Below are 23,377 nucleotides of genomic sequence, written 5' to 3' on the forward strand. Positions count from 1 at the left end.
AGTCTTCGAAACGTTGCCATTTCGTCATGCGACGGGAACCGAACGCTGTCCGGGACCGGTCATCGTGAAGTCGCGCGCCACCTTCTCATGCAGCCAGGCACTGGAGGCAAGCCGGGAAAACGCCGAATCCCGCAAAGGGACAGCCCAACGCGGCAGGGCACGGCCCAACAGCATGTTCACCTGCGCACGCCGGGCCGCACTGCGCGCTGCCCCGAGCCGGCGATCATCCAGTGCTCCCATGGGCGCCCTGGCAGCAATGAGGTGCGCCACCGCCTGCGCATCAGCCAGCCCCAAGCTCAGCCCCTGCCCGCCGATCGGGCTGATCTGGTGGGCCGCATCGCCCAGCAGCACCACGCGCCCATGGACCATCGAGGGCACCATCCGGGTGGCAGTGCCGAAATTGCTGGTCATCGTGCAGGCCTCGGCGTCAAGAAGGTATCCGGTGCGGTCCAAGATGGTCTCGGCCAGCATGCCCGGCGAATCATCGACCTGCGTTTGCTCGATGCGCACCACCCAGCGCCGCCGCGCAGCGGGCAGCGGGAAGGATTCGACAATCCCCTGCTGATGCAGGAAAAGCGCGGCAGTGTGCGCCAGTCCAGTGGTCTCCGGGAAGTCCCCCATCAGGTAGCGGTCCCGATGGTCCCTTCCGGCAAAGCCCACGCCGAGATCCCTGCGGACCGCGGAACGGACCCCGTCGGCTCCGGCCAGCCACAGGGCCCGGTGAACCACGCCGCCAGCGGCAAATTCCACCGCCTGCTCTGACTGCTTAAGAACCTGCTCGAAAGCGCAGTCCATCATCAATGTCCCCGGTGCCAGCTGTTCCAAGCGCTCGCGCAGCAATTGCTCGGTGTCCTGCTGCGGCAAGGACAGCACATACGGGTATTGGCCGCCAATAGTGGAGAAATCCATCGAAGCGATGCTCCGCCCGCGCGAGATTCCCAGTCCGCCGCGGATCTGCACCCCGCCGCGCTGCGCCGCCGGTCCCACGCCGAGTCGCGCCAGGACTTCTTGCGCTGGAGGGTGCAGGCCGATCGCGCGCGAGTGGGCTACCGGTGCGCTGCGCTGCTCGAAGACCCGAACGGTACGCCCGCTTTGGGCGAGCTCTATGGCCAGGGCCAGTCCTACCGGTCCGGCCCCGATGATCGCGGCGTCATCCACGGCCGCCAGCTTCCCAGAGCAGCAGGTTGCGGTAGGGCCGCTGCGTGCGCACCTCCCAACCAGGGCGGAGCAATGGCCTCAGTTCCCCCGGCACGAAGCTGCGCCGAATGGAGGTCAGGCCATCGCGCCGGATCAGCGAACTGCCTGCCAACGGCAAGGTCGCCAGCCCGAACAGCCCCAGCGCCAGCGGGGAGCGCCGGATATCGCTGTGCATTCCGATCCCGGTGCACAATTGCTCGGTCTCGTCCTGCAGCTGGCGCAGCTGGTCCGTGCCCAGGTGGTGCAGCAGGTGGTTGGAGAGCACCAGGTCGAACTGCTCGCCGTCGGCCGCTAGCCGGGTGCTGGTCGTTTCCCGGAATTCCAGCACCCCGCGCGGCAGCTTGCAGCGTTGCAGCGCTTGCCGGGCGTAGGAGATGGCCCGGGGATCCGGGTCGATACCGCACACTGCCACCTCGAACCCGTCGGCGAGCGCCCAGCGCGCCAGATTCGCCGCAATGTCTCCTCCCCCGCAGCCCACGTCCAGTATCCTGGCCCGGACCCGGCGCGCCAGCAACGGGCGGATGTACTGCACGTAATTGCCCCGCCAGCCGGCTACTACCCGGTTGACCAGAGGGAACTGCGCGTAGGTGCGGCGCAGCAGCACCGGGTCGCAATCCGGGCGGTCCATTTCCTCGATGGCTTCCGCTGCCCGCGACAGCCGGAGCATTATCCTTGCCGGCATATGGTGAACAGCCCGGATTCCACCGTCAGCCCCGGACCGAATGCCATGGAGCAGACCCTTTCGCCCTGGTCCGCAGCGGCTGCTTCGAGGATTTCCTTGAGCACGAATAGCACCGTGGCGCTGGACATGTTCCCGTAGCGATCCAGGATCGCGCGGGCTGGCACCAGCTGCTGGTCATCCAGGCCCAGCCGGTTTTGCACCCGGTCCAGGATGGCCCGGCCTCCGGGATGCAGACCCCAATGCTGGATCCGGTCCACAGAGAGTTCCGGGTCGGCGTCCTTGGCCAAGAGCGGCTGCAGCGCCCCGGTGATGTGCTCGTCGATGATGTGCGGAACGTAGGTGCCCAGCACCATCTCGAATCCGTGGTCGCCGATATTCCAGGCCATGGCCTCCTCGCCCACCGGGGTGAGCACGGTTTCGAAGCCGTCCATTTGCAGCAGCCCGCTGCCCTGCGCCGAGACGATCACCGCCGCGGCCCCGTCGGCGAAGATGGCCGAACCCATGATGGTGTCCGGGTCATTGGAGCTGTGCACATGCAACGTGCACAGCTCGGCGCAGACCACCAGCACGGTGGCTTGAGGATCGGCCAGGCAGAAGTCGCGGGCCGCGCGCAGGGCGGGGAACGCCGCGTAGCATCCCATGAAACCAAGGTGGTGGCGCACGGTGCTCGGTGCCAGCCCCAGCGCCCGCACGATCTGGTAGTCCGGGCCCGGGTTGTAGAACCCGGTGCAGGAGACGGTTATGACGTGGGTGATATCTTCCGGGGCAAGGTCCGGGCAGGCGTCGAGGGCCTTTTTCGCGGCGTTCGTGAACAGCGCGCTGGCCTGCTTCGCATAGATGCCGTTGCGTTCGGCGGTGCTCGGGGAGAGCAACCGGCCTTCAACCCGGTCGTAGAACAGCGGAGTTTCGGGTTCGGGCAGGGAGAGGTCGAATTCATCGACGCAGCTGTACCTGGTGCTGATCGCGGCGGAGTTGAACGAGGTGGCGATGAGCCGTTCACCCAGCCGGCTCAGGTTCGGCTGGCTGGCGAAGACATCGCGGATCTCTTCCTGGGCCAGGGTCGTTGCGGGAACTGCGGTTTGAATCGTGCGGATCTTCACTGACATGACCCGAGCCTAGGACCGATGCGGCGGAAGGTAAACAGCTTTGGCGAATTACCAGCAATAGCCCGGGCATTCTGTTCCGCCGTGCGCGTGGATTATCTATCCCCTGCGAAGAATATGATTATTGTTATTAACATCAGATTCAATCGATCACGCATGAAGAGGTCAGCTTGGCAAAGGCATCAGTTCATTCCCTGGAGGGTATCCGCCGAACCATCCTTGATGGCTTCTGGTCCCCCGGCGACCGCCTTCAACCAACCACTTTGGCAGAACAGTTCGAAACCAGCACCACCGTGATCCGCGAATCGCTGACCCGGCTAGCGGGGGAAAACCTGGTGGTCATCCGCCCAAACCGCGGTTTCTTCGTGCCGGATCTGAACCTGCGCGAACTGGCGGATATCACCGAACTGCGGTGTTCCACCGAGGCACTGGCCGCCCGCTTGGCGGTGGAGCGCGGAGATGTCGCGTGGGAATCGAACTTGATCGCAGCCCACCACAAGCTTTCGCGCACCCCGCGGCGTTTGCCGGAGGAACCCGGCACCGTCAACCCCGCATGGTCCGAGGCGCACCGCGAATTCCACCATGCACTGCTGGTACCGTGCGATTGCCAGCCGATGCTCAAGCTCTCTGCCGACCTTTCGAACTTCACCGAGCTGTACCGCCGCTGGGCTGCCCCGTCGAAGGCCGCAGGCAAGCGCAACGTTGAAAAGGAGCACCAGGAAATCCTGGATGCCGCCTTGGATCGTAATGCAGCCCTCCTCGGCGAGCTGCTCAATAGCCATTACCGTTCCACTATCCAGGTGGTCATGGATGCGGGATTGAGCACCCTGCGCTGAATCATCGCGCAGTAGTCTTTCCTTGCGAGCGCCGTCCAGCTATTTCTTGCCAGGCGCGGGCGGAATGACGCGCTGGGTAACGATGGCGGCGTTCATCGCTGCCACTGCCCGTTGCGCTGAATCGGCTGCCGGTGAATCCTGCGCGAGTTCCGCAATCCGGGACTGCGCTTGGCTTCCCGACATGGGTGCCAGCTCGTCTTCCAGCACATCGTTCACCAGGCCTATCGCCTGCAAGATCGCGAGCACGGTGGTATCGCTGGTTCCCGGGATCTTCTGCCCGTGCAGGGCGCCCTGCAAATCGGTCCGGATCTGGCGCTGGATCTGCTGGTTGATGATGCGGACCCGCTGTTTGCCCAAGCCCAGCAGTGTGCGTTCGCCGTATTCGATAATCCCGGCCTTGGCCAAGGAATCGGTCAGCGAGCGGGCATCGCACAAGGAATTGATCTTCACCGCTTCGTCGAGGCTCAGATTGCCTCTCTTTTCCAGCTTTTCCAATGGCGCGGCGAGAACTGGATCCGGGCAAGGGCCGGCACCGATGAGGTGGATCTGCCGCTGCTGATCCTCGCTCAACGCCACACGCCCAGCGATCATCAAGTCGGTGATGATGGCAGCATTCATGCCGTATCCCGTAGCTGATACAACTGTCTCCGGCTTTTCGGAGTCATCGGCCATTAGCAAGTAGAGCTTTTCCGCAATCAACATATTTTCAGGCTACCGGCCTGCGGAGGCGAAATGCTTCAGCCTTCCGACGGATATTCAGGCTCGGCCGCCCTAGGCCGCGGACTTCTTCGCCTTGGCAACTTCGGACGGCGAATGGGTGGTGCGAGGTTCGGAACGGTCCTGGGTCATCGCCGACGTGGTGCGGATGAACACCGAGATCCAGCTGAACATGATGGCCACGACCGAAAGCTCGAAACCGGTCAGGTTGTAGTACGACCATTCGGTCCACAGCTGGAAGGCCGCCCAGATCGCACCAATGGCCGCGTAGGAGAGCATATGGAACACCGCAGGGTAGCCAGGCAGCAGCACGACGGTGCCCAGCAGCAAGAAGATCATGGCCGCCGAGACCAGCTGCACGAAGGCCGAATGCACTTCCATGGACAGATCGAAGGGAACCAAGCCAATGCCGATAATGCCCACCGAAACAATCAGCAAGCACCAGCGCACAAGCCACGGCCGCGGACGCACCATTCGTGCAATCCTGTACCTTTCCAGCGCCGGGCGGCAACGGTAGGACTGCGCCAGGCGGACCAGGTCGCGGGTCAGGAACTCGGTGAAGGCCGCCAGCACCAAACCGGAAATCACCAGCGTGAGGTTGAAGGTCCAGAACGAGCCCATGCCGGCCTGCGTTGTTCCCAGCGAAGAGAACATGCTCTGCCACCAGCCTTGGTCTTCGGCCAGCAGCATGCTGATCAGCACCCCGGCGCCCATGAAGATGCCCAGCACCACGGAAAGTGATTCCGCGTTGATCCGCGCGGTTGCTTCCAAGGAGAGGTAAGCGGAGATGCCCGTGGCGACGCTGACCGCCAACGCGCCTGCCAGCACATCCAAATGCAACCCGTAGAAGGCCTGCTGGAACAAGTGGAAGACCACCAGCAGGATCATGACAGAACTGGCTACGTGCACCAATACGAGACCCAGGGCCGTGACGATCTGGCGCCATTTGGGAATCTTCTTCAACCACGGTTCCCGTGCCCTCAGCATCGAACGGAAAGCATAGGCGCTGCTGGTTCCGGCCGAGACAGCACCGCAAACGGCGGAGACGATGCCCACGGACAGATCGCCAAAGAGCGGCGGACGTTCACCGGCAAAGACAATGAGCCCCACAACCAACCCGAATAGGGAACAGAACAGACCAGCCCACAGGGCACGGCGCTCAATGTCTAGCTCGCTGACTCGTTTGCTGAGAGTTACATCGGGATATTGGGAATGCACGGAGTACATTCTCTCATTTTCATTGAAAAACGTGTACCGCCCGCGGCGCCGCCGCACACCGCGCAGCAGCGCACTGCGCTAGTGGGAGGCCAAGTCGACCAAGCCGCTGGCCATCAGGCTCACGGCACCGCCGAAGGCAATCAGTATCACGAATGCGCGACTGAATTTTTGCGGGATCCTCGGAGCCAGGTAATTGCCCAGCAAGATGCCCAGCACCATCGCACCAAGACAGGCACCCCACTGCTGCCAATCCAGTTGAGGCATGCCGCCCTTGGCGGCCAGGGACGTCAGCGACAGCACCAGGAAGTAGAGCTGCACGGAGATGGCGAATTGCGCCTGCGGCCAGCGGCTGGCCACAGCGTATCCCGCGATGGCCGGGCCGGAAACACCGGCGGTCACCGACATGAATCCGGAAACTGCCCCGGCGCCGATGGCCAATCCCTTGCTTTGGGCCAGCGCTAGATTTCGAATCATGAAACTCGAAACCAGTGCCAGGATCACCATGAACGATATGCCGATGGAAAGCCATGGACCCTCCAGCGAGTTCGCCAGCCAAGCTCCGGGAACGGTCATGAGCATGGCCGGTATGAGCATGAAGGCGACCTTCCGGTACTCGACCTGACGGAAGACCTGCGCAAAGATCAGCAAACTGCTGCAGGCGCCGAGCAGGTTGACCAGCATGACCCCCTCATGGGGTCCCAAGACCATGACCAGGAAGGGCGATGAGACCAGCGCGAACCCCATTCCAGAGATCCGTTGCGTTGAGGCGCCCACGAAAACCGCAGCTGCCAAGCCGATTACCGCCGCTAGTTGCACGCTTTGCTCCACTCTGCCTCCGCTTTCTCGATCGCCATCCTCTATTACGTTAGTCCACGGCCAATGAGTCAATTGAATGGAGCCCGCTTCAGTTGGAGTTTTACGCTGTAGTGGTGAGCAATGACGTAGATTTCCTGATTATCGGCGGCGGCGCGATGGGCTCGGCGGCCGCGTGGTCCCTGGCCTCTGCGGGGCACGAGGTCCTGCTGCTGGAACGCTTTGCCCCGGGCCATTTGGAAGGCGCCTCGCACGGAGCAACCCGCAACTTCAATCCTGCCTACACCGAACCGGAGTATCTTCGCCTGCTGCAGCGTTCCGGCGCTTTGTGGGATTCGCTTTCCGAGCAAGCCGGCACTCGGCTGCTGGAACGCACCGGATTGGTCAATCACGGAATCGTTGCCGAACAACGGGCAATGCACCAGGTCCTCGCCCACGCAGGATTCGGCAGCGAGCTGCTGAGCATCGCTGCGGCAGAAGAGCGTTTCGCGGGAATGAAGTTCGAGACCGAAGTCCTGCATATCCCCGCCGGCGGCCAGATCAATGCCGATCTTGCGGTGGCTTCGCTGCAGAAACTTGCCGTAGCGCACGGAGCTGCCGTGGAATACGGGCACCGGGTGACCGCTCTGGAGGTGCTTGCCGATGACCGTGTCGAGGTGCAAGTCCAGCACCAGGGCACCATGTCGGCTATCCGGGCCCGCCATGCCATCGTCACCGCGGGGGCTTGGACCGCGCAGCTGCTGGGCGATGCGTTCAAGCTTCCTGCCATCCACGTCACCGAAGAGCACCCGGTGCATTTCGCGCAGAAGGACCTGCCGGCGCACTGGCCGGGGTTCAACCACACCCTGGATCCGGCACGGGATATCGGATCACGCGTCTTCGGGCCCATCTACGGCATGCGCACCCCGGGGGAAGGCATCAAGGTGGGCTGGCATGGTTCCGGACGGATCATCGATCCGGAGCACCGGCCGCACCAGGCCAGCGACGAACAGCTGCGCGGACTGCAGGACTACGCGGCACGCTGGCTTCCGGGTGCGGATCCTTCGCGCTACGAAACGGTGTCCTGCACCTACGCCAACACCGTCGATGAGCACTTCATCCTCGATTCGCTGGGGCCGGTCACCGTCGGCGCGGGATTCAGCGGCCACGGCTTCAAATTCGTGCCCGCCATCGGCGAATACCTGGCCGACCTGGCCCTGGGCCGGCGTGCGGCCGACCCCCTGTTTTCCGCGACTCGCACGGCGGCGAAACCGGTCTTCCTGGAACGCCGCCGCGCGGTCGGCCTGGGCTAGGCGCCTATCCCCGTTCGGTGGCGGGCAGCTGCTGGGTGATGCAGTGGATGCCGCCGCCGCGGGCGAACAGCTCGCGCGCATCCACGCTGGCCACTTCCCGTCCGGGATAGGCCGCGGCAAGGATGCTCGCGGCCTGGTGGTCGTTGGGATCATCGAAGCTGCAGGCGATGACCCCGCCGTTGGTCACCAGGTGGTTGATATAGGAATAGTCCACCCAGCCTTCGGCATCGCGCAGCACGGTCGGCGCCGGCACGGCAATGAGCTCCAGCGTCCGTCCCTGCGCGTCGGTTGATTGCTCCAGCCGTGCGCGCACGGCCTGCGAAATCACGTGGTCCGGGTGCCGAGGATCCTGCTGGTCGTGGTAGAGCACCACGCCGGGCCGGGCGAAGCAGGCGACGATGTCCACGTGGCCGCGCGTGCCGAATTCCTCGTTGTCCCGGCTCAGCCCGCGATCGAGCCAAATGGTCTTCCGGGTTCCGAGTAGCCGGGCGAACTCGTCCTCGATGTCCTTCTCGGTCTGGCCCGGGTTGCGCCCCGGATCCAGCTGGACGCTGCGCGTGGCCAGTACTGTTCCCTCGCCGTCCACGTGGATCCCGCCACCCTCATTGGTGATCGACGCCCGGATCTCTTCTGCGCCGGCAAGGCGCGCGACATGGCCCGCCACCAGGCGGTCCTTGTCCCAGGACGCCCAGCTCTGCGCACCCCAGCCGTTGAAGTTCCAGTTCACCGCCTTGAGCTGGCCTTGTGCGGTGCGCACGAAGCTCGGGCCGGAATCGCGCATCCAGGCATCGTCCAGCGGGTGCAGGCAGTAGGCGACCGCATCGCCCAGATGGCGCCGGGCTGCGGCTTCGCTGGCCGGGTCCACCACCATCGTGACCGGGGTGAAAGCGCTGACCGCCCGGGCCACGGCGCTCCAGGCGGCGCGGGCCGCTTCGGCCTGCGCTTCGGTTTCTCCCAGCGTGTAGCCGCCGGAGGGAAATGCCATGAAGATGCGCTCATGGGCTTCGGTTTCTGCCGGCATGCGCAACTCAGGCATGGGTCTGCGTCCGTTCTCCCAGCTGGGCGTTTTCGCGCGGCGCCGCCAGCGCCGCGTAGGTATCGGGACGGCGGGTGCGCAGGAATGGGAAGAGCGCCAGCCAGTCGCGCCGGGCGTCCAGGTCCAAGGTGGCCACGAGCACCGCTGAGGCATCGCGCGGAGCGCGGGCCAGGATGCGGCCGTAGGGGTCCGAGATGAATGACGAACCGTAGAAGTCCAGTGCTCCCTCGTCGCCCCACCGGTTGGGGACAACCATGAACAGCCCGTTGGCAATGCCGTTGCCGATGATGGTCTGGCGCCACAGCGGCTCGGTGTCGAAGTCCGGGTGGTCCGGCTCGGAACCGATTGCGGTGGGATAGGCCAGCAGGTCCGCTCCGGCCAGCGAATAGATGCGCGGCGGCTCGCTGAACCATTCATCCCAGCAGGTGGGCAGGCCCATGGCCAGGTCCCCGAGCGCCGCGATGCGGTGCACCGGATAGGGCTCGTCATTGGGCCCTTCGCGGAAGTATTTGTCCTCGTAGTAGCCTGCGGTCCGCGGAATATGCAGCTTGTTGGTCAGCGCGACGATCCGGCCCTGCGGGGAAAGAACCACTGCGGTGTTCAGTCCCAACCCGTCGGCGGCCGGAGCCTTGCGGAACAGCGAGATGTGCACGTGCAGGTTGTACTTCGCGGCCATCTCGCGGGCGAAGGCCACGGTCGGCCCGTTCTCCAGATCCTCGGCGGTCTCGTCCGCGGCGTCGGCGTCCGGGATCTCGAAGGCCGGATATTTGCCCAGGGTCAATTCCGGGAGGAAGACGATGCGCGCGCCATGCTTGGCCGCGCGGGCAATGCCGTCCTCCAGTTCCCCGCGCAGTTCCCGCGGGTCTTCACGCCAGCGGTGCTGCACCAGCGCAATGGTGATCGCGCCGCGCGACTTGGCTTCGGCACGCGCTGGGGAAACGGGTGGTTCAAGGGCCAGGATCTCTTGCATTGGGCTCCCCTTCAGATATTAAACGAATGGTATTCGTTTACAGATTAGGTCCAGCAAAGCCCTCGACGCAAGAGATTAAACGAATGACTTTCGTTTATTTGTGTAAGCTCTACCCAGAACCTTCAACAACGGGAGAATTCATGGCCAGGCCTTCCAAGCCGAAGCTCAGCACCGCCGCGATCGCCGATGCCGCACTCAAGCTCGTCGACGCCCATGGCGAGTTCACGCTTCCGCAATTGGCCAAGGCCCTCTCGGTCTCCGCTTCGTCCCTGTACAACCACGTGTCCGGCAAGGATGAGATCATCGAGCTGATGAGAGGCCGGGCCATGTCGGCGATCAGCCTGCCAGATAATGCTTCCAGCGACTGGCAGGAGATCGTACGGCAAATTTCCACGTCCTACTGGGAGTCGTATTCAAGGCACCCACGGCTGATCCCGCTGCTCACCAGCCACACAGTCCGCGACAACACCACGCTGCGCGTCTACGATGCACTGGCCGAGGCCTTCGCTATGGCCGGGTTCGAACCGAAGCGGCGGCTGCAGGCCATCACGATCGTCGACTCCTTTGTGCTCGGATCCGCCTTGGACGCGGCGGCACCCGAGAATGTATGGGAAATCGACGGAGAGTCGACACGCGCTTTCAGCGAGTCACTGGCCACTGCCCTGGGCGACGAGGACCGGGCGTCAAAGACCTTTGCGGTGGGCCTTGATCTGATTATCAATGGTCTATATTCGCTGCCAGGCTAGTGCGGTTGGCAGGTTAAACGCTTGTTGATGCCCAGAAGTCCGGCGCTGCCATGAATTTGAGTAAAGCTCACGGGGGCTGAACTCCATGATCCGTAATTCGCCCTGATCGCCACCGTGAATTTTCTGTCGAAGCCTACGAGCAAATCCAGCAGGGCACCCAGTAGACCCTGGCTCGAAGACAGGGATGTCGTGTAGCTTCGCGTGTTGCCAGCAAGCGACTCTGTCTTTACCGTCGAGCTGCCATTGAGTTGTCCGGTGATGGTATAGGACGTTGGTTCTGGTCCGGAAACTGACCAATCGAATCGGATGGTTTGCTGGTCCCCGACATTGCCTGTGCATTTAGCGTTGGCTGGGGGCAGAGCCGTGAGCGCAGTAGCCGTGGCGGAAGCCGCCGCTTGGCTGGAGAAAGCTGCCTGGGTTTGTTCGATTTGAATCGGCAAAAGGCACAACGTGAGCATTGAAAACATGCCAGCCATCTGAATCAGGGTCCGTCGCCGAGATCGTTGCGACATGGATTCCCGACTAGCTCCGGATACCCGAAATTCAGTGGCTTGATGCTCGCGACCAGCAAAAGGGCCTGGGTCCATTTCGGCCTCATTCACGCCCTGCCCGGATGAAAGTCGGCCGCTTCCACCATCCCTCTTGATGAACGCGACATAGAGCAGGTAGGCGCACAGCAGTCCGCCGAGAGAATAGGCCCATGGCTGGGACAGCCACGATACGACGTAGCCCAGGACCGGTACACTGGCCAGCAGCTTGTCGACGCTGTCCACCGCATACGGTTGCAGGTCCGCGACTGGATTGGCATCTCCCTTGAGGATCAGCCCCGCGTCCGTCTTTTCGACAACCCGGTGCGTCACCCGCACTTCGTCACTGATCACCACCGAAACCACGTCGCCTATGGCGGCGTCCTCTACCGCGGTCGGAACAGCCAGACCCAGCGAACCAGTGGGGATGCCCGGTCCCATTGATCCCGAGGCGAAAACCAGGGGCTTGATCCCGAAAGCCAACGCCAGCACCGCCATGACCAGGCACAGGGTCCCGGCCGCGGCGCAGGCGTTCAGCACGAGGCGCTGGAACAGCGTCAGCGAAGATCCTGTGCGGGGTCCAGTTCGATTCAACTTCATCTCATGAACCCACCGTCGAGGTGAAGTCCAGGGTGATTGCCGTCGTGGCGCCCTGCAGGGTATTGGCCGCGGTTACTGGCAGCGAGTACTGCACGCACAGGGTTTCGCTGCTGCCGGCGGCCAAGGGCCTGGCGGCCGAGGCACTGCCGAACTGGGATCCAGCGTTCTTCGACAGCAGCGTGGTTCCGCCCGAGCAAGTAACGCTGGAGCCGGTGCCGCTGACCGTGGCGCCTGTTTTTACAACGATATTGAGTGCCGCCCCCAGCGCAGCGTTGCCCGATTCGGTGATTCTTCCGCCGAAAACATAGGGCGCCGAGATGGAACCGGTGTTCTTCACTGTCACGACGGATGCCGATGTCGAGCCCGGAAACAGGTTATTGCCGCTGATGGGCATCTGGTAGCTGGCCGAGGTTGCGCTGGTCGCAGTAGCTCCAACTCCCAGGGCAACGGTGGCCGTGCTGACGTTCGAGGTAGCTGTCGCTTGTCCGGTCCATGAGGCCAGCGTCGAGACGGTGCCGAATCCTACGAGGATGCCCAAGGACAGAATTGCCTTGATGCGCATTGAACGGTCGCTCATTCTTCCACTCCGTCCGTTTCAAGTTCCTTTTGTTTCCTGCGTTGCGCAGCAAGCAACGATAATCCCCCGATACCCGCGATGCCTGCCGCCGCAAGCAGCGCCGCACCGCGGAACCCGGTATCTCCGAGCCCATCATGCTGCTCGGGAGGATCCGATTGGGGCAGCTCTTCCCTCGGCGCATCACTGTCGGGCGAATCCCCTTCGTCAGGCGGCCGCGAAGAATCCGGAGCTTGCCCATCTCCGCCTGCTAATTCGACGGCGTCGATGCGCACCTGCAACGAAGGCACCTGCTGGTCCTCCGAATCATTTTTCGCCGACCAGGGCAGTCCGACCCTCAGTCCGAATTCCGCGGCTTTGTCAGGTTCCAACCGGACTACCGAGGATCCGGCTGTTTCGAAATAGATCCGGGTTGACGCAGCGGGCTCGATCGTCCGGATGCGGACTTCGATATCCGACTCCCGGTCATTGCGAATCCACAAGGATCCTGTGGATTCAACGCCAGGCGCCAAGACCGGACCTCCTCCAAATACCTGCGGTGGGGCATCGGAATAGACCCGGCCGTCCAAGCTGTAGCTTAGGCCCTGGTCAGTTTCCGCGGCTGATGCGGGCAGTGCCAGGCCGAGTGCCGCGCAGGGAATCACGGCCGTCATGGCCGCACTGGCTGCAAGAAAACGGAGCTTCATCGATGCCCTTTCCCCTGCCGTTCACGCCATGCCCCGCCGAACATCACCAGCGAATACACGATCAATCCGCTCGTTGCGATCCAGGTCAGCCACGTTCTCTGCTGGAGTGACAGAGCGCTGTTCACGTATCCCAGGAGCGGGACGGAATACCAGAGCTCGCCCCGGATCTGTTCGGGTTGCACTGGAGCGTCATCGGTGTTGTTTGCATCCCCGCGGAAAATGAATTGTTCTTCCCCGCCCAGGCTCGCGCCGATAGCGGAAACACGGTGCGTAACGACTTCAGGCTCACCTGATTCCAGCTGGTAGGTGGCAACCTCGCCAATGCGAAGGTGCTCCGGGTCAATCGGCTTCACCACCACCAAAGTACCGGGCGGCAAATGCGGCCGCATGGATCCGGTGAGCACGGTATACGCCGTCGCCCCGCCCAATTTCGGAACCACGATCATGACGGCAATCAGGGCAAGGACGATGAACAGCACGAGCCAGGAAAGCACCTGCCCGCACCACCACCGGATCCCTGTGCGTTCCTGCTGTTCCCTGCGCCGGACGCGATTCCCAATTGTCATCGCTGCTGCCCCGCGAACCCCAGCTTGAGCGCTACTTTCCCGCCGGAAGCCGTTTGAGGTGCTCCAGAGGGAACCGAAACACGAATGCACAAGGCCTCATTCGCCATCGCCGGCGCTGCGCGCAGCACCCTGGCAGCTGCGAAGGAGGCGGTGGATCCCAGCGGCCCGGCATACAGCCGTTCCCCGGCCAACGGCTGGTCGGCTTCGCAGGCCGCTTGGTCCATGCCGGAATAGATGCTCAGTTGCAAAGCGCTGGACAGGGCACGATCAGCGGCAGTCGGCGAAGCGGTCGCATTGACCGCCCCATCCAGCTGATAGGTCAAGTCCACAGTGCCAGCATTGGTGATCACCAGTGGTGCTTGCGTAAACGCCCCGGGGATCAGCTCGCTGCTGGACAGATTGGCGAACTGGTGCTCGGTTTCGCCACCGGCCAGTAATGCCAGCGAACCGGTTTTCAAGGCTGGCGGATCCACCGTGCTTTCGGCGCGCCAAGTTGCGGCCGTGCCTTGCGCGCTGATACCCAGCAGCAAGAGCACAACCGCGACCATGGCGAACTTCAAGGGTTTGGGCATGCACCAGCCAATCCACGTTCCATGACTAAGCGCGGACTTGGTCCAAGGTCAGCGTCAGCGCTTCAAGATCCAGCGGCTGGTCGTAGGTCGACGGCGGGGTGTCCCCCACCGCTCCTTCGGCAAAGGTGACGGTGATCAGGAATGGAACTGAATAGGTGCCCGGATCGGCAAAGCTCAGTGTGCCGTCAGCTTCCTCCGTAATCCCCGGCGCCGATGCATCGACCTGCAGAGCGACGGTCACGTATCCTTCCAACGCTCCCAGCGCCGTAGCCGCCTGGTCGACGCTCAGCGATCCAGCAATGTTCTTGCCTTCGGCATCGATGGTGGCGGTCTGGCTGAACGCAACAACGTCCCCGGGAACGAGCTGCTGGGTTGCCGGGTCGAACGGCTCGGGCGCTTCCGGATTGCTGATGTCCTGCCAGCTGCCCTCCCCGTTGGTCGTCAAGTTCAGGTGGCCGGTTTCCACGGTGCCCGCGTCAATAGTCTGCTGCGCCTGCCAGCGCGCGATCGTTCCAGCGCCGCCGAGCAACAGCGCTCCGGCTGCAACAGCAGCAATGGTTGCCTTGGTTACTTTCTTCATGAATTACGCATCCTCAAAGTTTCAGGTGCCCCCAGTGACACACACTTTAAGTAAAGCTTGTTTAGTAGGTTTTACAACCCCCGGACGTCACATGTCGCTGCCGCCGGCCTGCACCGCTAAAGGAAACAAGACAACCGCCGTGAAAACGTATTCTCATGGCATCGAAAATTCTTGCTAACCAGCAGCTGACCAGTTCCTTTGCGCGAGGATTTCAACTCTCGAAACGATCCGGCACCGAATGGCGAAAGATGGACGGCAAAGGCCATCCACCTGTCCATAAAAGTTTAGCTAGTTAGCGAATCAATCCGCCTTTTGGATAATGCGTGAAACGCCCGGGATCAGCTTTCCCGATCTGGCGCCGACGCAAACAGATTCAGGCCCATGGCACGCGAAAGCTGCCCGATGGCCAGCTGCGCGCGCACCGAGTTCCCGGCCATGTCCAAGGGCGGCGAGAACGCGCCAATGGCGCCCTTGCCCGGAGCTACCGCGACAATGCCGCCAGAAACCCCGGACTTCGCCGGGATCCCGATCTCGAATAGCCACTCGCCAGAACGCTCGTACAAGCCGTTGGAGGCCACGGTCGCCAGGGTATCGCGGCAAACGTCTGCATCGACGACGCGCTTTCCGGTCACCGGGTTCACTCCGCCATCGGCCAGCGTCGCGCCCATGACGGCAAGATCATGCGCGCTGATATTCAGCGAGCACTGCTTGGTGTACACATCAACGGCATCCGCAGGTTCGTTCTCCAGCCGCCCGTAGCTCTTGAGCAAATGACCCAGGGCCTTGTTGCGCTCGTTGGCCAGCGATTCGGAGTGGTAGACCTCGTCATCCAGGCTCAGCGCCCGGCCAGCAAAGGCGGAGAGCCCTTCCCGGACGTTCTCCCACTTCTTGGCAGCGGTCTTGCCGGGCATCATTGCTGTCGTGGCGATGGCGCCGGCATTGACCATGGGGTTCATCGGCAAGCCGTTGTTCAATTCGACGGCCATCACAGAGTTGAAGGACATGCCCGTATTGTTCACGCCGATGCGTTCGCGAACGACCTCGCGCCCGTGCTCCTGCACCACTAGCGCGTAGACGAACATCTTGGAGATCGACTGGATCGAGAACTGGTGATCGCAATCGCCAACCATGTGGACAGAGCCGCCGACGTGGGACATGGCGATGCCAAAGAGATTGGGGTCCGCTTGGCCCAGGATCGGTATGTAGTGGGCAAGGAGCCCGTCGTCTGCATCCGCGTATCGCTCATGGGCTTCCTTGAGCAGGGAATCGATGCGATCATGTTCCAGCTCACCGGTAGAAACTTGCTGAACGACGTCGTCGAAATCGGTGGGAATAGTTTCGTTATTCCCTTCCGAAGGATAGGTCATCTTCACCTGCCTTTTAGTCCTCGGTCCGTTGATTCATGCTGCTTGATTTGACCTTATCAACAGCATTGCCGCTTAGCACCTTGGAACAGCCGTGAGCAGACAGGAAGCATTGGGCCAATTCTCCCGGCACCCGCCCCAATCACGCGTCCACTTGGTATTCAATGCATGAATCGCATGTGTTTTCCCCTACATTGTGGAGCACCTTACAGCGCAATGCACCCGATCTGACTTAGCATTTTGTGTATGGCTAAGGGTATTACTTTTCATACGCGCAAGTGGGTTCGCCCAGAAGACTTGAACGCAAACGGCACGCTGTTCGGCGGCAGCCTGCTGCGCTGGATCGACGAAGAAGCTGCGATCTACTCGATCATCCAGCTGGGCAACAAGCACGTTGTCACCAAGTTCATGTCCGAGATCAACTTCATCGCCTCCGCAAAGGAAGGCGACCTGATCGAGATGGGCCTGACCGCTATCGACTTCGGCCGGACTTCGGTCACCCTGCGCGCAGAGGTGCGCAACATCTTCACCCAGGAATCGATCCTGACCATCGAGAAGATCGTCTTCGTGAACATCGGCGAAGACGGCAAGCCGGCACCGCACGGCTACGACCACATCACCTACACCCGCGATCGCATCCCGCTGGAAATCACCAAGGCACTGATCTAGTCCCCGCTTGAATGCCCGAAGCCCTCAAGAATTCAAGGGTTTGGTTCAAGGCTCCGCTCGGCCGCGCTTAACTGCGTGCTCTAGCGGGGCCTTGTTTCATTTCAAGGTTAATCCCGCATAGCTCTTGCGCTCGGTTCATGCGTCCAGCAAAGTTGTTTTTGCACTGAGGAATTCCCCCGACGCAGAAGCGAGAAACCCATGGGCCAGATGATTTTCGTCAACCTACCGACCGCCGATCTAGCCAGAGCCGACAAGTTCTACGAGGCCATGGGCTTCACCAAGAACACGACGTTCTCCGATGAAAATGCCACCTCATGGATCATCGCCGAGAATATTCTCGTGATGGTGCTGCGCCAGGAGTTCTTCGCAAGCTTCCTGGTCAACGGCGATAAGCCGGCGCTCGGAAGCGGCCTGCGCGAAACCCTCAATGCCCTGTCGGCAGAAACCCGCCAAGGCGTCGACGACTTCGTCGCACGGGCCGAGGCCGGTGGCGGCAGCATCTACCGCCCGGCAGATGAGCCATTCCCGGGCATGTACCAGGCAGCCGTCCAGGACCCGGATGGCCACGTCTGGGAAATCGCGTGGATGAGTCCAGAAGCAATGGAAAACCCAGGCAGCTAGGCAGCTAGCCGACCTCGGAATTCCGCAGGTGCCGCAGCTCTTCTGCTTTGCGGCGCTTGCGGAACTGCTTCTTCATCCCCTTGGCCGGATGCATCGGCTCCGGCCAGCGGGGACGCAGCTGGTCCCCCAGGGTAATGCCGCGCATGCGCCGCCCGAACATCGGCAGCACCCACTGCCTCAGCCACTCCACGTCGCGCTGCGTGGCCTGCCAGAATCCGACCCGGTCCGCGGCGCCAAAGGGATCGAAAACCAGCTGGTGTGGATACCCGAGGATCTCCAGGATCCTGATGGCCATGTAGCGATGGCCGGCACGATTCATGTGCAGCTTGTCGATATCCCACATGCGCTTATCCCGGTACGCCTCCCAATTCCAGTAGTCAACGAGCACTACTGAGTCCGGATAGCGTTCAGCGAGCCGGCGCACGTGGTCATTGAAGCGCCAGTTGCGCCGCTTGAACGGGGCGAGCACCGGGTGCACGGGGATATCGAACCCGGTGAACAGCAGGACCTTGGCACCCGTGGAAACCAGGGCTTCGACAGCCTGCGAGTATCGGGCAAGGAATTCCTTCATGTCCTTGCGGAATTCCAGGATGTCGTTGCCGCCGGCATAAAAGGTGATCACCTCCGGCCTGAGTTCCAGGGCTATGGGGATCTGCTCGTCGATAATCGACTGGAGCCGTCGGCTGCGGATTCCCAGGTTCACGTACTGCCACTCGGGATCCGCTTTGGATAACTGCTTGGCCACGCGATCGGCCCATCCGCGTACACCGTTGGGCAGCCTGGGTTCCCAGTCCCCCACGCCTTCGGTAAAGGAATCCCCGATCGCCATAAACAGCCGTCCCATGATTGGCTAATCTACAAGGAACAGTTGACTAAGCAATGACGGGAAAACGAACTCCACCACACTTTTAGATGACAATGGTGTGCAGTCGGTCTATTGGCATAAGCTCATCGTGCCGCAGACAAGCTCTTCATCACCGATAAACCCGGAACCATAACGAAATCCTCGGATACAAGCCGAGCAATATCGTCTGCAATGCCAGAGGTGCCCTTCCCCATGTTCGGTCCGGCTAGTTCGGGAAGCTCGCGCACCACGCTGACGGCAGCAGATTCAATGGCCATTGCGGCCCGCTCTTCTCCTAGATGCGCGAGCATCATCGCACCAGACAGGATCGCACCGACAGGATTGGCCCAGCCCTTTCCGGCAATGTCGGGAGCCGAGCCGTGGATGGCTTCGAACATGCTAGGTGAGTTTCCATCCAGATTGAGATTCGCGCTTGCTGCGACGCCCAGGCCGCCCTGGATGACAGCTCCAAGGTCCGTGATGATATCTCCGAAGAGATTATCGGTAACTACTACATCGAATCTTTCCGGGGCAACAGGGAGATGGAAACACATGGCATCGACATGAACGTAGTCGACTTCAACTTCGGGATAGCGCCCAGAAACGTGGTCCACGACTTCCTGCCAAAGCTTCCCAGCTTCGATAAGTATGTTCTTCTTATGGCACAAGGTAAGTTTCTTACGCCGGCTCATAGCCAGCTTGAAGGAATACTCCACTACTCGCGAGATCCCCTGCCGGGTGTTGACTGATTCCTGGAGCGCCACAGTGTGAGGTGTATTTGCGTGGACTGTCGAACCTTGGCCAATGTAGGCACCTTCGGTATTCTCACGGACGATCACCAGATCGCAACGTTCCGGTGTCAGCCCGGCAATGGGGGTGGCGACGCCCGGGTAGAGCTTGACCGGGCGCAGGTTCACCGCCTGCTCGAATTCCTGGCGCATCGCTAGGATAAATCCGCGCTCAAGTATGCCTGGCTGCACTGCTGGATCCCCCATCGCGCCGAAGAGTATGGCATCATGGCCCCGCAGCTTTCGAGTCAACTGCGGGTTCCATAGCTCGCCGGTCTGCAGATAATGCTTAGCACCTGCGTCATAAGTAGTCAGATCCAGCGCGAAGCCGAATTTCTTCTCAGCTGCAGCCAAAACGTCAAGTGTTCCGCCCATGACTTCCGGGCCGATCCCGTCTCCGGGGATGACGGCAACGCTGTAGGTTTTCATTGGATAGGCCTTTCACTAGCGGCTAGGTGGTTTTGAAGTTCGTTGAAGTATTCGCGTACTCGGCGTTGTGCAGCCTTACCGTCTGATTCGGCTAAACACTCCAGGATGCCTACCTGGAGGTTCCGCAGTTTTCCGGTATTCGTCGGGAACCACGCGGTAGCTGGCAAATGCACTTCCTCGGTTATCCGCACAAGGGTCGAGAATCCTTGAAGATAGCGATTGCCCGATGATCCCAGCAGCAATAGGTGCACCTTGGAAGCATTATGTGGCGTGGCGGTTCCCGAGTTGCGCAACGCTTGAAGCATGTCGGCGAGCAAGGGCCTCGATATCTTATCGACTGCCATGCCGCAGGCTGCCGATTCCAATAGTTCGCGGAATTTCAGTGCTTCACGCAGATTCGTTATGTCCATCTTCGTAACCGTGGCTCGCCCGTAGGAATCGAGCTGAACCACGCCTTCATGCTCTAGCAAGGCAAAGGCTTCACGCAAGGGTGTCCGACTGACGCCAAGCTCTTCGGAGAGCCGCTGCTGCGCCAAGACTTGTCCTGGCGCATACCGTCCCAAGAAGACCCGCTCACTGATGACGCCAGCAGTTTCCCGAGCCAGCGAAACGTTGCTCCTCCAGTCAAAAGCCACCGCCACCGCCTGTACTCGCACATCCGAATTTCTCGGTATCCCGAAGTGGAATTGTGAGCATTACTGTTCCCGGAGTTTCGCTTAATGTCAATGAATTCAACGTTTTAGAAGTGTGAAAGGGTCATTTTCCTCAAACCCGTTGACTGCGAGCTAGATCACTGATTAGCTTTGGTCATCTACTGGTCAGACCAGTAGGACTTCCATGGCGCCAATTCGAAAGTAGGAACGATGACTTCTCACTCAGATGCTTACCCTGCGGGATTGCCCATCGGCGATCGGTGGGTGCACTGCGCGGAAACAGTCCCCGTTATTTTCCCTTTCGATGGTTCAGTAGTTGCGCACGCGCCTGTAGGCTCTGCGGCACTAGCCAGCCAGGCATTGGACGCCGCCCAAGGCGTCGCCAAGGAAGTCGAGAGGCTGAGCACCGGCACCAAGCGGTCAATCCTCTTGGCGGTCCATCACAAGATTTCCGAGCACCGCGAAGAGCTCGAGAATCTCCTGGTCCTCGAAACCGGCAAACCCCTGGTGGACTGCCGGGTAGAAGTTGCGCGCACCCTGACCACATGGGCCGCGGCAGCCGAAGAAGTTGCGAACCTGCGCGGCGAAACAGTACCCCTGGATGTGCAGGCCAGCGGCGATGGCATGATCGGGTACTGGACCCGTAAACCGGCAGGACTCGTGATCGGCATCGCCGGTTTCAATTACCCTTTGCTCTTGGCCAGCCATAAGCTTGCGCCAGCGCTGGCGGCTGGGTGCCCGATCATCATCAAGCCAGCACCGAATACTCCTCTGTCCACGTTGTGGGCTGTGCACTTGATCCGCGAAGCCCTCGCCGCCCATCAGGTCAGCACCGCAGCGGTGCAGCTGGTCACCGGCGGCATTGACGTTGGCGAGACATTGGTCGCAGACCCTCGCTCAGCGGTGGTTTCCTTCACCGGGTCCGCGGCCGTCGGCCACCAGATCGCCAAGAATGCGGCACCACGCAAGGCAGTGCTGGAGCTGGGGTCTAACACCGGTTTCATTGTCGCCGAGGACGCCGACATCCATGCAGCAGTCGATGCCGTGCTACGCGGGGGGTTCTATGCCAACGGGCAAGCCTGCATCTCTGTTCAGCGCGTTCTGCTCGATGAGAAAATCGCTGGCGACTTCCAGCGGGAGCTGCTGGCGCGCATCGGCGAAATAGCGGTTGGCGACCCCCGCTCGGAACAGACCCGGGTGGCTCCGCTGATCAATAAGGCATCCACCGGACGCGTGCTGTCATGGATCGAGAAGGCAAAAGAACGCGGAGCACAGGTGCTGGCCGGCGGAGGCTTGCTAGGAGAATCCATCCAGCCCACGATTCTGAGCGGCGTCCCGTCCGATGCAGAACTATGGTGCGAGGAAATATTCGGTCCTGTCATCTGCTTGCGCACGGTGCCTGACCTCGATGCAGCTTTTGAGCTGGTGAACGATTCACGGTACGGACTGCAGGCAGCCATTTACAGCAAGTCGCTGAAGACGGCCTTCCGCGCCATCGATGAACTGGAAGTTGGCGGTGTCGTAGTGAATGAAATCCCGGGATTCCGGTCAGACATCATGCCCTATGGAGGAGTCAAGGACTCCGGGATCGGCCGTGAAGGCCCCCGCTTCGCAATGGAAGAATTCACTGTCACCCGGATGGCCATCATCCGCCCGTAGCCCGAGGCAACATAAACGAAGGACAACACAATGGATTACACGCAGCTCTTCCAATTTGCCGGCCAGCGCGTCATGGTCATCGGTGCAGGCAGCGGCATTGGCCGTGAAGCGGCTCTGGCCCTCGACGCCCACGGCGCCCACGTGATTTGCGCCGACCGCGATGTCGAAACCGCGCAGGAGACCGCCGACATGCTCAGCAGCGGTTCCACGGTTATCGAGCTCGACGTTCTGGATATTCAATCTGTTCAGGCCGCCTCCAATGAATTCAATGACATCGCTGCCCTGGTGTTCACCGCTGCCACGAATGTCCGAAAGCGCATCGTCGACTACACGATGGAAGAATTCGACCGCGTGGTGAATTTGAACCTGAGGGCTTCATTCGGACTGATCCAGGCCTTCGCACCTCGGCTGGCAGCCAATGGCGGCGGATCCATCATTGGCATCTCGTCCATTCGCGCATCAGTTGTCGAGCCCGGGCAAAGTGTCTATGCGGCCACCAAGGCTGCACTGGTCCAGCTGGCCCGTACCGCGGCCGCCGAATTCGGCCCGCAGGGTGTCAGGGTCAATGTTGTTGCCCCAGGGGTTGTTGAAACCCCTCTGACCGCACAGATCAAGGCCAACCCCGGCTGGTACAACGCCTACGCCCAGAAGAGCGCCTTGGGCCGCTGGGCCAGGCCAGAGGAAATGGCTGGAGCCATTGTCTATCTTGCATCGCCGGCATCGAGCTTCGTGACTGGTTCGGTGCTCACCGTCGATGGCGGTTGGACCGCCATCGATGGTCGTTTCACCCCACCGAACTAGGCGGTGCTGCCAAGGATTCTTCAGACAGACCACCACGAAAGCGACTTAAGATGTCACAGACACCAGAGGTGCCAGCTGCAACTAAGACGCGCGCATTTGAAGCCATCGTCAGTTCCATTGAAAGCCAGGTACTTAGCGGCGAACTGAAAATCGGGGATCATCTGCCCGGAGAGCGCGAACTTGTAACCCAGTTTGAGGTGAGTCGTTCATCGGTGCGTGAAGCGATGCGGGTCTTGGAAAGCAACGGGATAGTTGCCTCTAGGCCGGGTGATCCGCGCGGAGCGGTTGTCCTCTCTCCCACGTCAGCGCCTTTGCGCAAAATGATAAGCCGTTTGGCCACGACCTCTTCGTCGAGCCTCGCGGATCTGCTCATTTATCGCATGACCATGGAATCTTCGGCCAATTCGCTGGCCGCAACGCGACGTTCCGATGCGGACTTATTGAAGCTCGAGAAGGCGATGGCGCGGATGCGGGCGGCGCGTTCGCAGAGCCAAAGCGCTTTCAGCCAGGCAGACCTCGATTTCCATGACGTGATCGCGCAGGCCAGCGGCCATGCACTGCTGCAGATTACCGGCGAAGCAGTCCGCCAGTCCATCGAGCAGCTCATCACGTCCAGCATTGAACAAAGTTCGGATGACGAGGCTTTGATGCAACGCACCCTCGACCATCATCACGAGGTCTTCATGGCCATCCAGAAGCGAGATGCGCATCTGGCTGAGCATCTTGCCCGCAGCAGCCTGTTCGAATACTACGGTCATCTGGTACCTGCCGATGACCGGACAGCTCTTGCCGCGCTGGCGTCCTTCGGACAGGCCACGCAAACCAGCTGATTTC

Annotated in this window: 26 protein-coding genes; 8 read left to right on the forward strand and 18 right to left on the reverse strand. The window is 61.4% G+C overall.

All coding sequences use genetic code 11. The features are described from left to right. Window positions 1-24: 24 nt before the first annotated feature. Genes ACWICV_RS09075 through ACWICV_RS09085 form a run of 3 tightly spaced genes read right to left on the reverse strand, consistent with a single transcriptional unit; the run spans window position 25 to window position 2,985 of the window. Entirely contained in the window at window positions 25-1,158 is a 1,134-nt protein-coding gene (locus ACWICV_RS09075) for an FAD-dependent oxidoreductase (RefSeq protein ID WP_454090396.1), read from the reverse strand. Continuing rightward, window positions 1,151-1,864, reverse strand: a complete 714-nt coding sequence (locus ACWICV_RS09080; protein ID WP_454090395.1) for a methyltransferase domain-containing protein — start codon at window positions 1,862-1,864, stop codon at window positions 1,151-1,153. Before ACWICV_RS09080 ends, ACWICV_RS09075 begins: the two co-directional genes overlap by 8 nt. Further along, complete coding sequence (locus tag ACWICV_RS09085) at window positions 1,864-2,985, reverse strand: type III polyketide synthase (RefSeq protein WP_105662047.1); 1,122 nt, start codon at window positions 2,983-2,985, stop codon at window positions 1,864-1,866. Before ACWICV_RS09085 ends, ACWICV_RS09080 begins: the two co-directional genes overlap by 1 nt. 167 nt (window positions 2,986-3,152) lie before the next feature. Here ACWICV_RS09085 and ACWICV_RS09090 point away from each other — a divergent pair, with 167 nt between their 5' ends. After that, on the forward strand, window positions 3,153-3,818 hold the full coding sequence (locus ACWICV_RS09090) for a GntR family transcriptional regulator (protein ID WP_105656154.1): 666 nt from the start codon (window positions 3,153-3,155) through the stop codon (window positions 3,816-3,818). 39 nt (window positions 3,819-3,857) lie between these two features. On the opposite strand, the gene ACWICV_RS09095 is transcribed toward ACWICV_RS09090, so the two are convergent. The 3 genes from ACWICV_RS09095 to ACWICV_RS09105 form a co-directional block, all read right to left on the reverse strand. Then, complete coding sequence (locus tag ACWICV_RS09095) at window positions 3,858-4,520, reverse strand: GOLPH3/VPS74 family protein (RefSeq protein WP_454090394.1); 663 nt, start codon at window positions 4,518-4,520, stop codon at window positions 3,858-3,860. Between the two features lie 69 nt (window positions 4,521-4,589). Continuing rightward, window positions 4,590-5,753 carry a hypothetical protein gene (locus ACWICV_RS09100; protein WP_454090393.1) on the reverse strand — a complete coding sequence of 388 codons (1,164 nt, stop codon included), beginning with the start codon at window positions 5,751-5,753 and terminating at the stop codon, window positions 4,590-4,592. Between the two features lie 78 nt (window positions 5,754-5,831). Beyond that, window positions 5,832-6,569 carry a sulfite exporter TauE/SafE family protein gene (locus tag ACWICV_RS09105; RefSeq protein ID WP_454090392.1) on the reverse strand — a complete coding sequence of 246 codons (738 nt, stop codon included), beginning with the start codon at window positions 6,567-6,569 and terminating at the stop codon, window positions 5,832-5,834. A 113-nt stretch (window positions 6,570-6,682) separates the two neighbouring features. On the opposite strand from ACWICV_RS09105, the gene ACWICV_RS09110 reads away from it, so the two are divergent. Beyond that, window positions 6,683-7,858, forward strand: a complete 1,176-nt coding sequence (locus tag ACWICV_RS09110; protein ID WP_454090391.1) for an FAD-dependent oxidoreductase — start codon at window positions 6,683-6,685, stop codon at window positions 7,856-7,858. A 4-nt stretch (window positions 7,859-7,862) separates the two neighbouring features. On the opposite strand, the gene ACWICV_RS09115 is transcribed toward ACWICV_RS09110, so the two are convergent. Further along, a complete protein-coding gene (locus ACWICV_RS09115) occupies window positions 7,863-8,894 on the reverse strand; it encodes an agmatine deiminase family protein (protein ID WP_454090390.1) in 1,032 nt (343 codons plus the stop codon). Beyond that, a complete protein-coding gene (locus tag ACWICV_RS09120; protein ID WP_454090389.1) occupies window positions 8,887-9,864 on the reverse strand; it encodes a nitrilase-related carbon-nitrogen hydrolase in 978 nt (325 codons plus the stop codon). Before ACWICV_RS09120 ends, ACWICV_RS09115 begins: the two co-directional genes overlap by 8 nt. A gap of 140 nt (window positions 9,865-10,004) precedes the next feature. Between ACWICV_RS09120 and ACWICV_RS09125 the strand changes: the two genes are divergently transcribed. Next, a complete protein-coding gene (locus ACWICV_RS09125; RefSeq protein ID WP_454090388.1) occupies window positions 10,005-10,610 on the forward strand; it encodes a TetR/AcrR family transcriptional regulator in 606 nt (201 codons plus the stop codon). Here ACWICV_RS09125 and ACWICV_RS09130 read toward each other — a convergent pair. The 7 genes from ACWICV_RS09130 to glsA all read right to left on the reverse strand — a co-directional run bounded on the left by ACWICV_RS09130 (window position 10,607) and on the right by glsA (window position 16,082). Continuing rightward, window positions 10,607-11,737, reverse strand: coding sequence for a signal peptidase I (locus tag ACWICV_RS09130; protein WP_365942766.1), 1,131 nt, complete (start codon window positions 11,735-11,737; stop codon window positions 10,607-10,609). The genes ACWICV_RS09125 and ACWICV_RS09130 overlap by 4 nt on opposite strands. Before the next feature lies 1 nt (window position 11,738). Further along, window positions 11,739-12,314 carry a hypothetical protein gene (locus ACWICV_RS09135; RefSeq protein ID WP_332489202.1) on the reverse strand — a complete coding sequence of 192 codons (576 nt, stop codon included), beginning with the start codon at window positions 12,312-12,314 and terminating at the stop codon, window positions 11,739-11,741. Beyond that, complete coding sequence (locus ACWICV_RS09140; RefSeq protein WP_454090387.1) at window positions 12,311-12,997, reverse strand: hypothetical protein; 687 nt, start codon at window positions 12,995-12,997, stop codon at window positions 12,311-12,313. The genes ACWICV_RS09135 and ACWICV_RS09140 overlap by 4 nt, the downstream gene beginning before the upstream one ends. Then, window positions 12,994-13,563, reverse strand: coding sequence for a signal peptidase I (locus ACWICV_RS09145; protein ID WP_454090386.1), 570 nt, complete (start codon window positions 13,561-13,563; stop codon window positions 12,994-12,996). The genes ACWICV_RS09140 and ACWICV_RS09145 overlap by 4 nt, the downstream gene beginning before the upstream one ends. Next, complete coding sequence (locus ACWICV_RS09150; RefSeq protein ID WP_402696837.1) at window positions 13,560-14,135, reverse strand: hypothetical protein; 576 nt, start codon at window positions 14,133-14,135, stop codon at window positions 13,560-13,562. Before ACWICV_RS09150 ends, ACWICV_RS09145 begins: the two co-directional genes overlap by 4 nt. Window positions 14,136-14,160: 25 nt before the next feature. Continuing rightward, on the reverse strand, window positions 14,161-14,715 hold the full coding sequence (locus tag ACWICV_RS09155; RefSeq protein ID WP_332489206.1) for an alternate-type signal peptide domain-containing protein: 555 nt from the start codon (window positions 14,713-14,715) through the stop codon (window positions 14,161-14,163). A 338-nt stretch (window positions 14,716-15,053) separates the two neighbouring features. Then, window positions 15,054-16,082, reverse strand: a complete 1,029-nt coding sequence (gene glsA, locus ACWICV_RS09160; protein ID WP_454090385.1) for a glutaminase A — start codon at window positions 16,080-16,082, stop codon at window positions 15,054-15,056. 243 nt (window positions 16,083-16,325) lie between these two features. On the opposite strand from glsA, the gene ACWICV_RS09165 reads away from it, so the two are divergent. Further along, window positions 16,326-16,748, forward strand: coding sequence for an acyl-CoA thioesterase (locus ACWICV_RS09165; RefSeq protein ID WP_105656140.1), 423 nt, complete (start codon window positions 16,326-16,328; stop codon window positions 16,746-16,748). Window positions 16,749-16,946: 198 nt separating this feature from the next. After that, window positions 16,947-17,369, forward strand: a complete 423-nt coding sequence (locus ACWICV_RS09170; RefSeq protein WP_454090384.1) for a VOC family protein — start codon at window positions 16,947-16,949, stop codon at window positions 17,367-17,369. A gap of 4 nt (window positions 17,370-17,373) precedes the next feature. Here the strand turns inward: ACWICV_RS09170 and ACWICV_RS09175 are convergent, their stop codons facing one another. The 3 genes from ACWICV_RS09175 to ACWICV_RS09185 form a co-directional block, all read right to left on the reverse strand. Beyond that, a complete protein-coding gene (locus ACWICV_RS09175) occupies window positions 17,374-18,213 on the reverse strand; it encodes an SGNH/GDSL hydrolase family protein (protein ID WP_105656138.1) in 840 nt (279 codons plus the stop codon). Window positions 18,214-18,317: 104 nt separating this feature from the next. Next, window positions 18,318-19,430 carry a 3-isopropylmalate dehydrogenase gene (locus ACWICV_RS09180; RefSeq protein WP_454090383.1) on the reverse strand — a complete coding sequence of 371 codons (1,113 nt, stop codon included), beginning with the start codon at window positions 19,428-19,430 and terminating at the stop codon, window positions 18,318-18,320. Then, entirely contained in the window at window positions 19,427-20,086 is a 660-nt protein-coding gene (locus ACWICV_RS09185) for a GntR family transcriptional regulator (RefSeq protein ID WP_400341356.1), read from the reverse strand. Before ACWICV_RS09185 ends, ACWICV_RS09180 begins: the two co-directional genes overlap by 4 nt. A 207-nt stretch (window positions 20,087-20,293) precedes the next feature. Here ACWICV_RS09185 and ACWICV_RS09190 point away from each other — a divergent pair, with 207 nt between their 5' ends. Genes ACWICV_RS09190 through ACWICV_RS09200 form a run of 3 tightly spaced genes read left to right on the forward strand, consistent with a single transcriptional unit; the run spans window position 20,294 to window position 23,373 of the window. Further along, complete coding sequence (locus tag ACWICV_RS09190; protein ID WP_454090382.1) at window positions 20,294-21,742, forward strand: aldehyde dehydrogenase family protein; 1,449 nt, start codon at window positions 20,294-20,296, stop codon at window positions 21,740-21,742. A gap of 30 nt (window positions 21,743-21,772) precedes the next feature. Then, entirely contained in the window at window positions 21,773-22,543 is a 771-nt protein-coding gene (locus tag ACWICV_RS09195; RefSeq protein ID WP_105656134.1) for an SDR family NAD(P)-dependent oxidoreductase, read from the forward strand. A 50-nt stretch (window positions 22,544-22,593) separates the two neighbouring features. Then, a complete protein-coding gene (locus ACWICV_RS09200) occupies window positions 22,594-23,373 on the forward strand; it encodes a FadR/GntR family transcriptional regulator (RefSeq protein WP_454090381.1) in 780 nt (259 codons plus the stop codon). The last annotated feature ends 4 nt before the right edge of the window (window positions 23,374-23,377 follow it).

The sequence above is a fragment of the Glutamicibacter sp. NPDC055354 genome, from assembly GCF_053644955.1.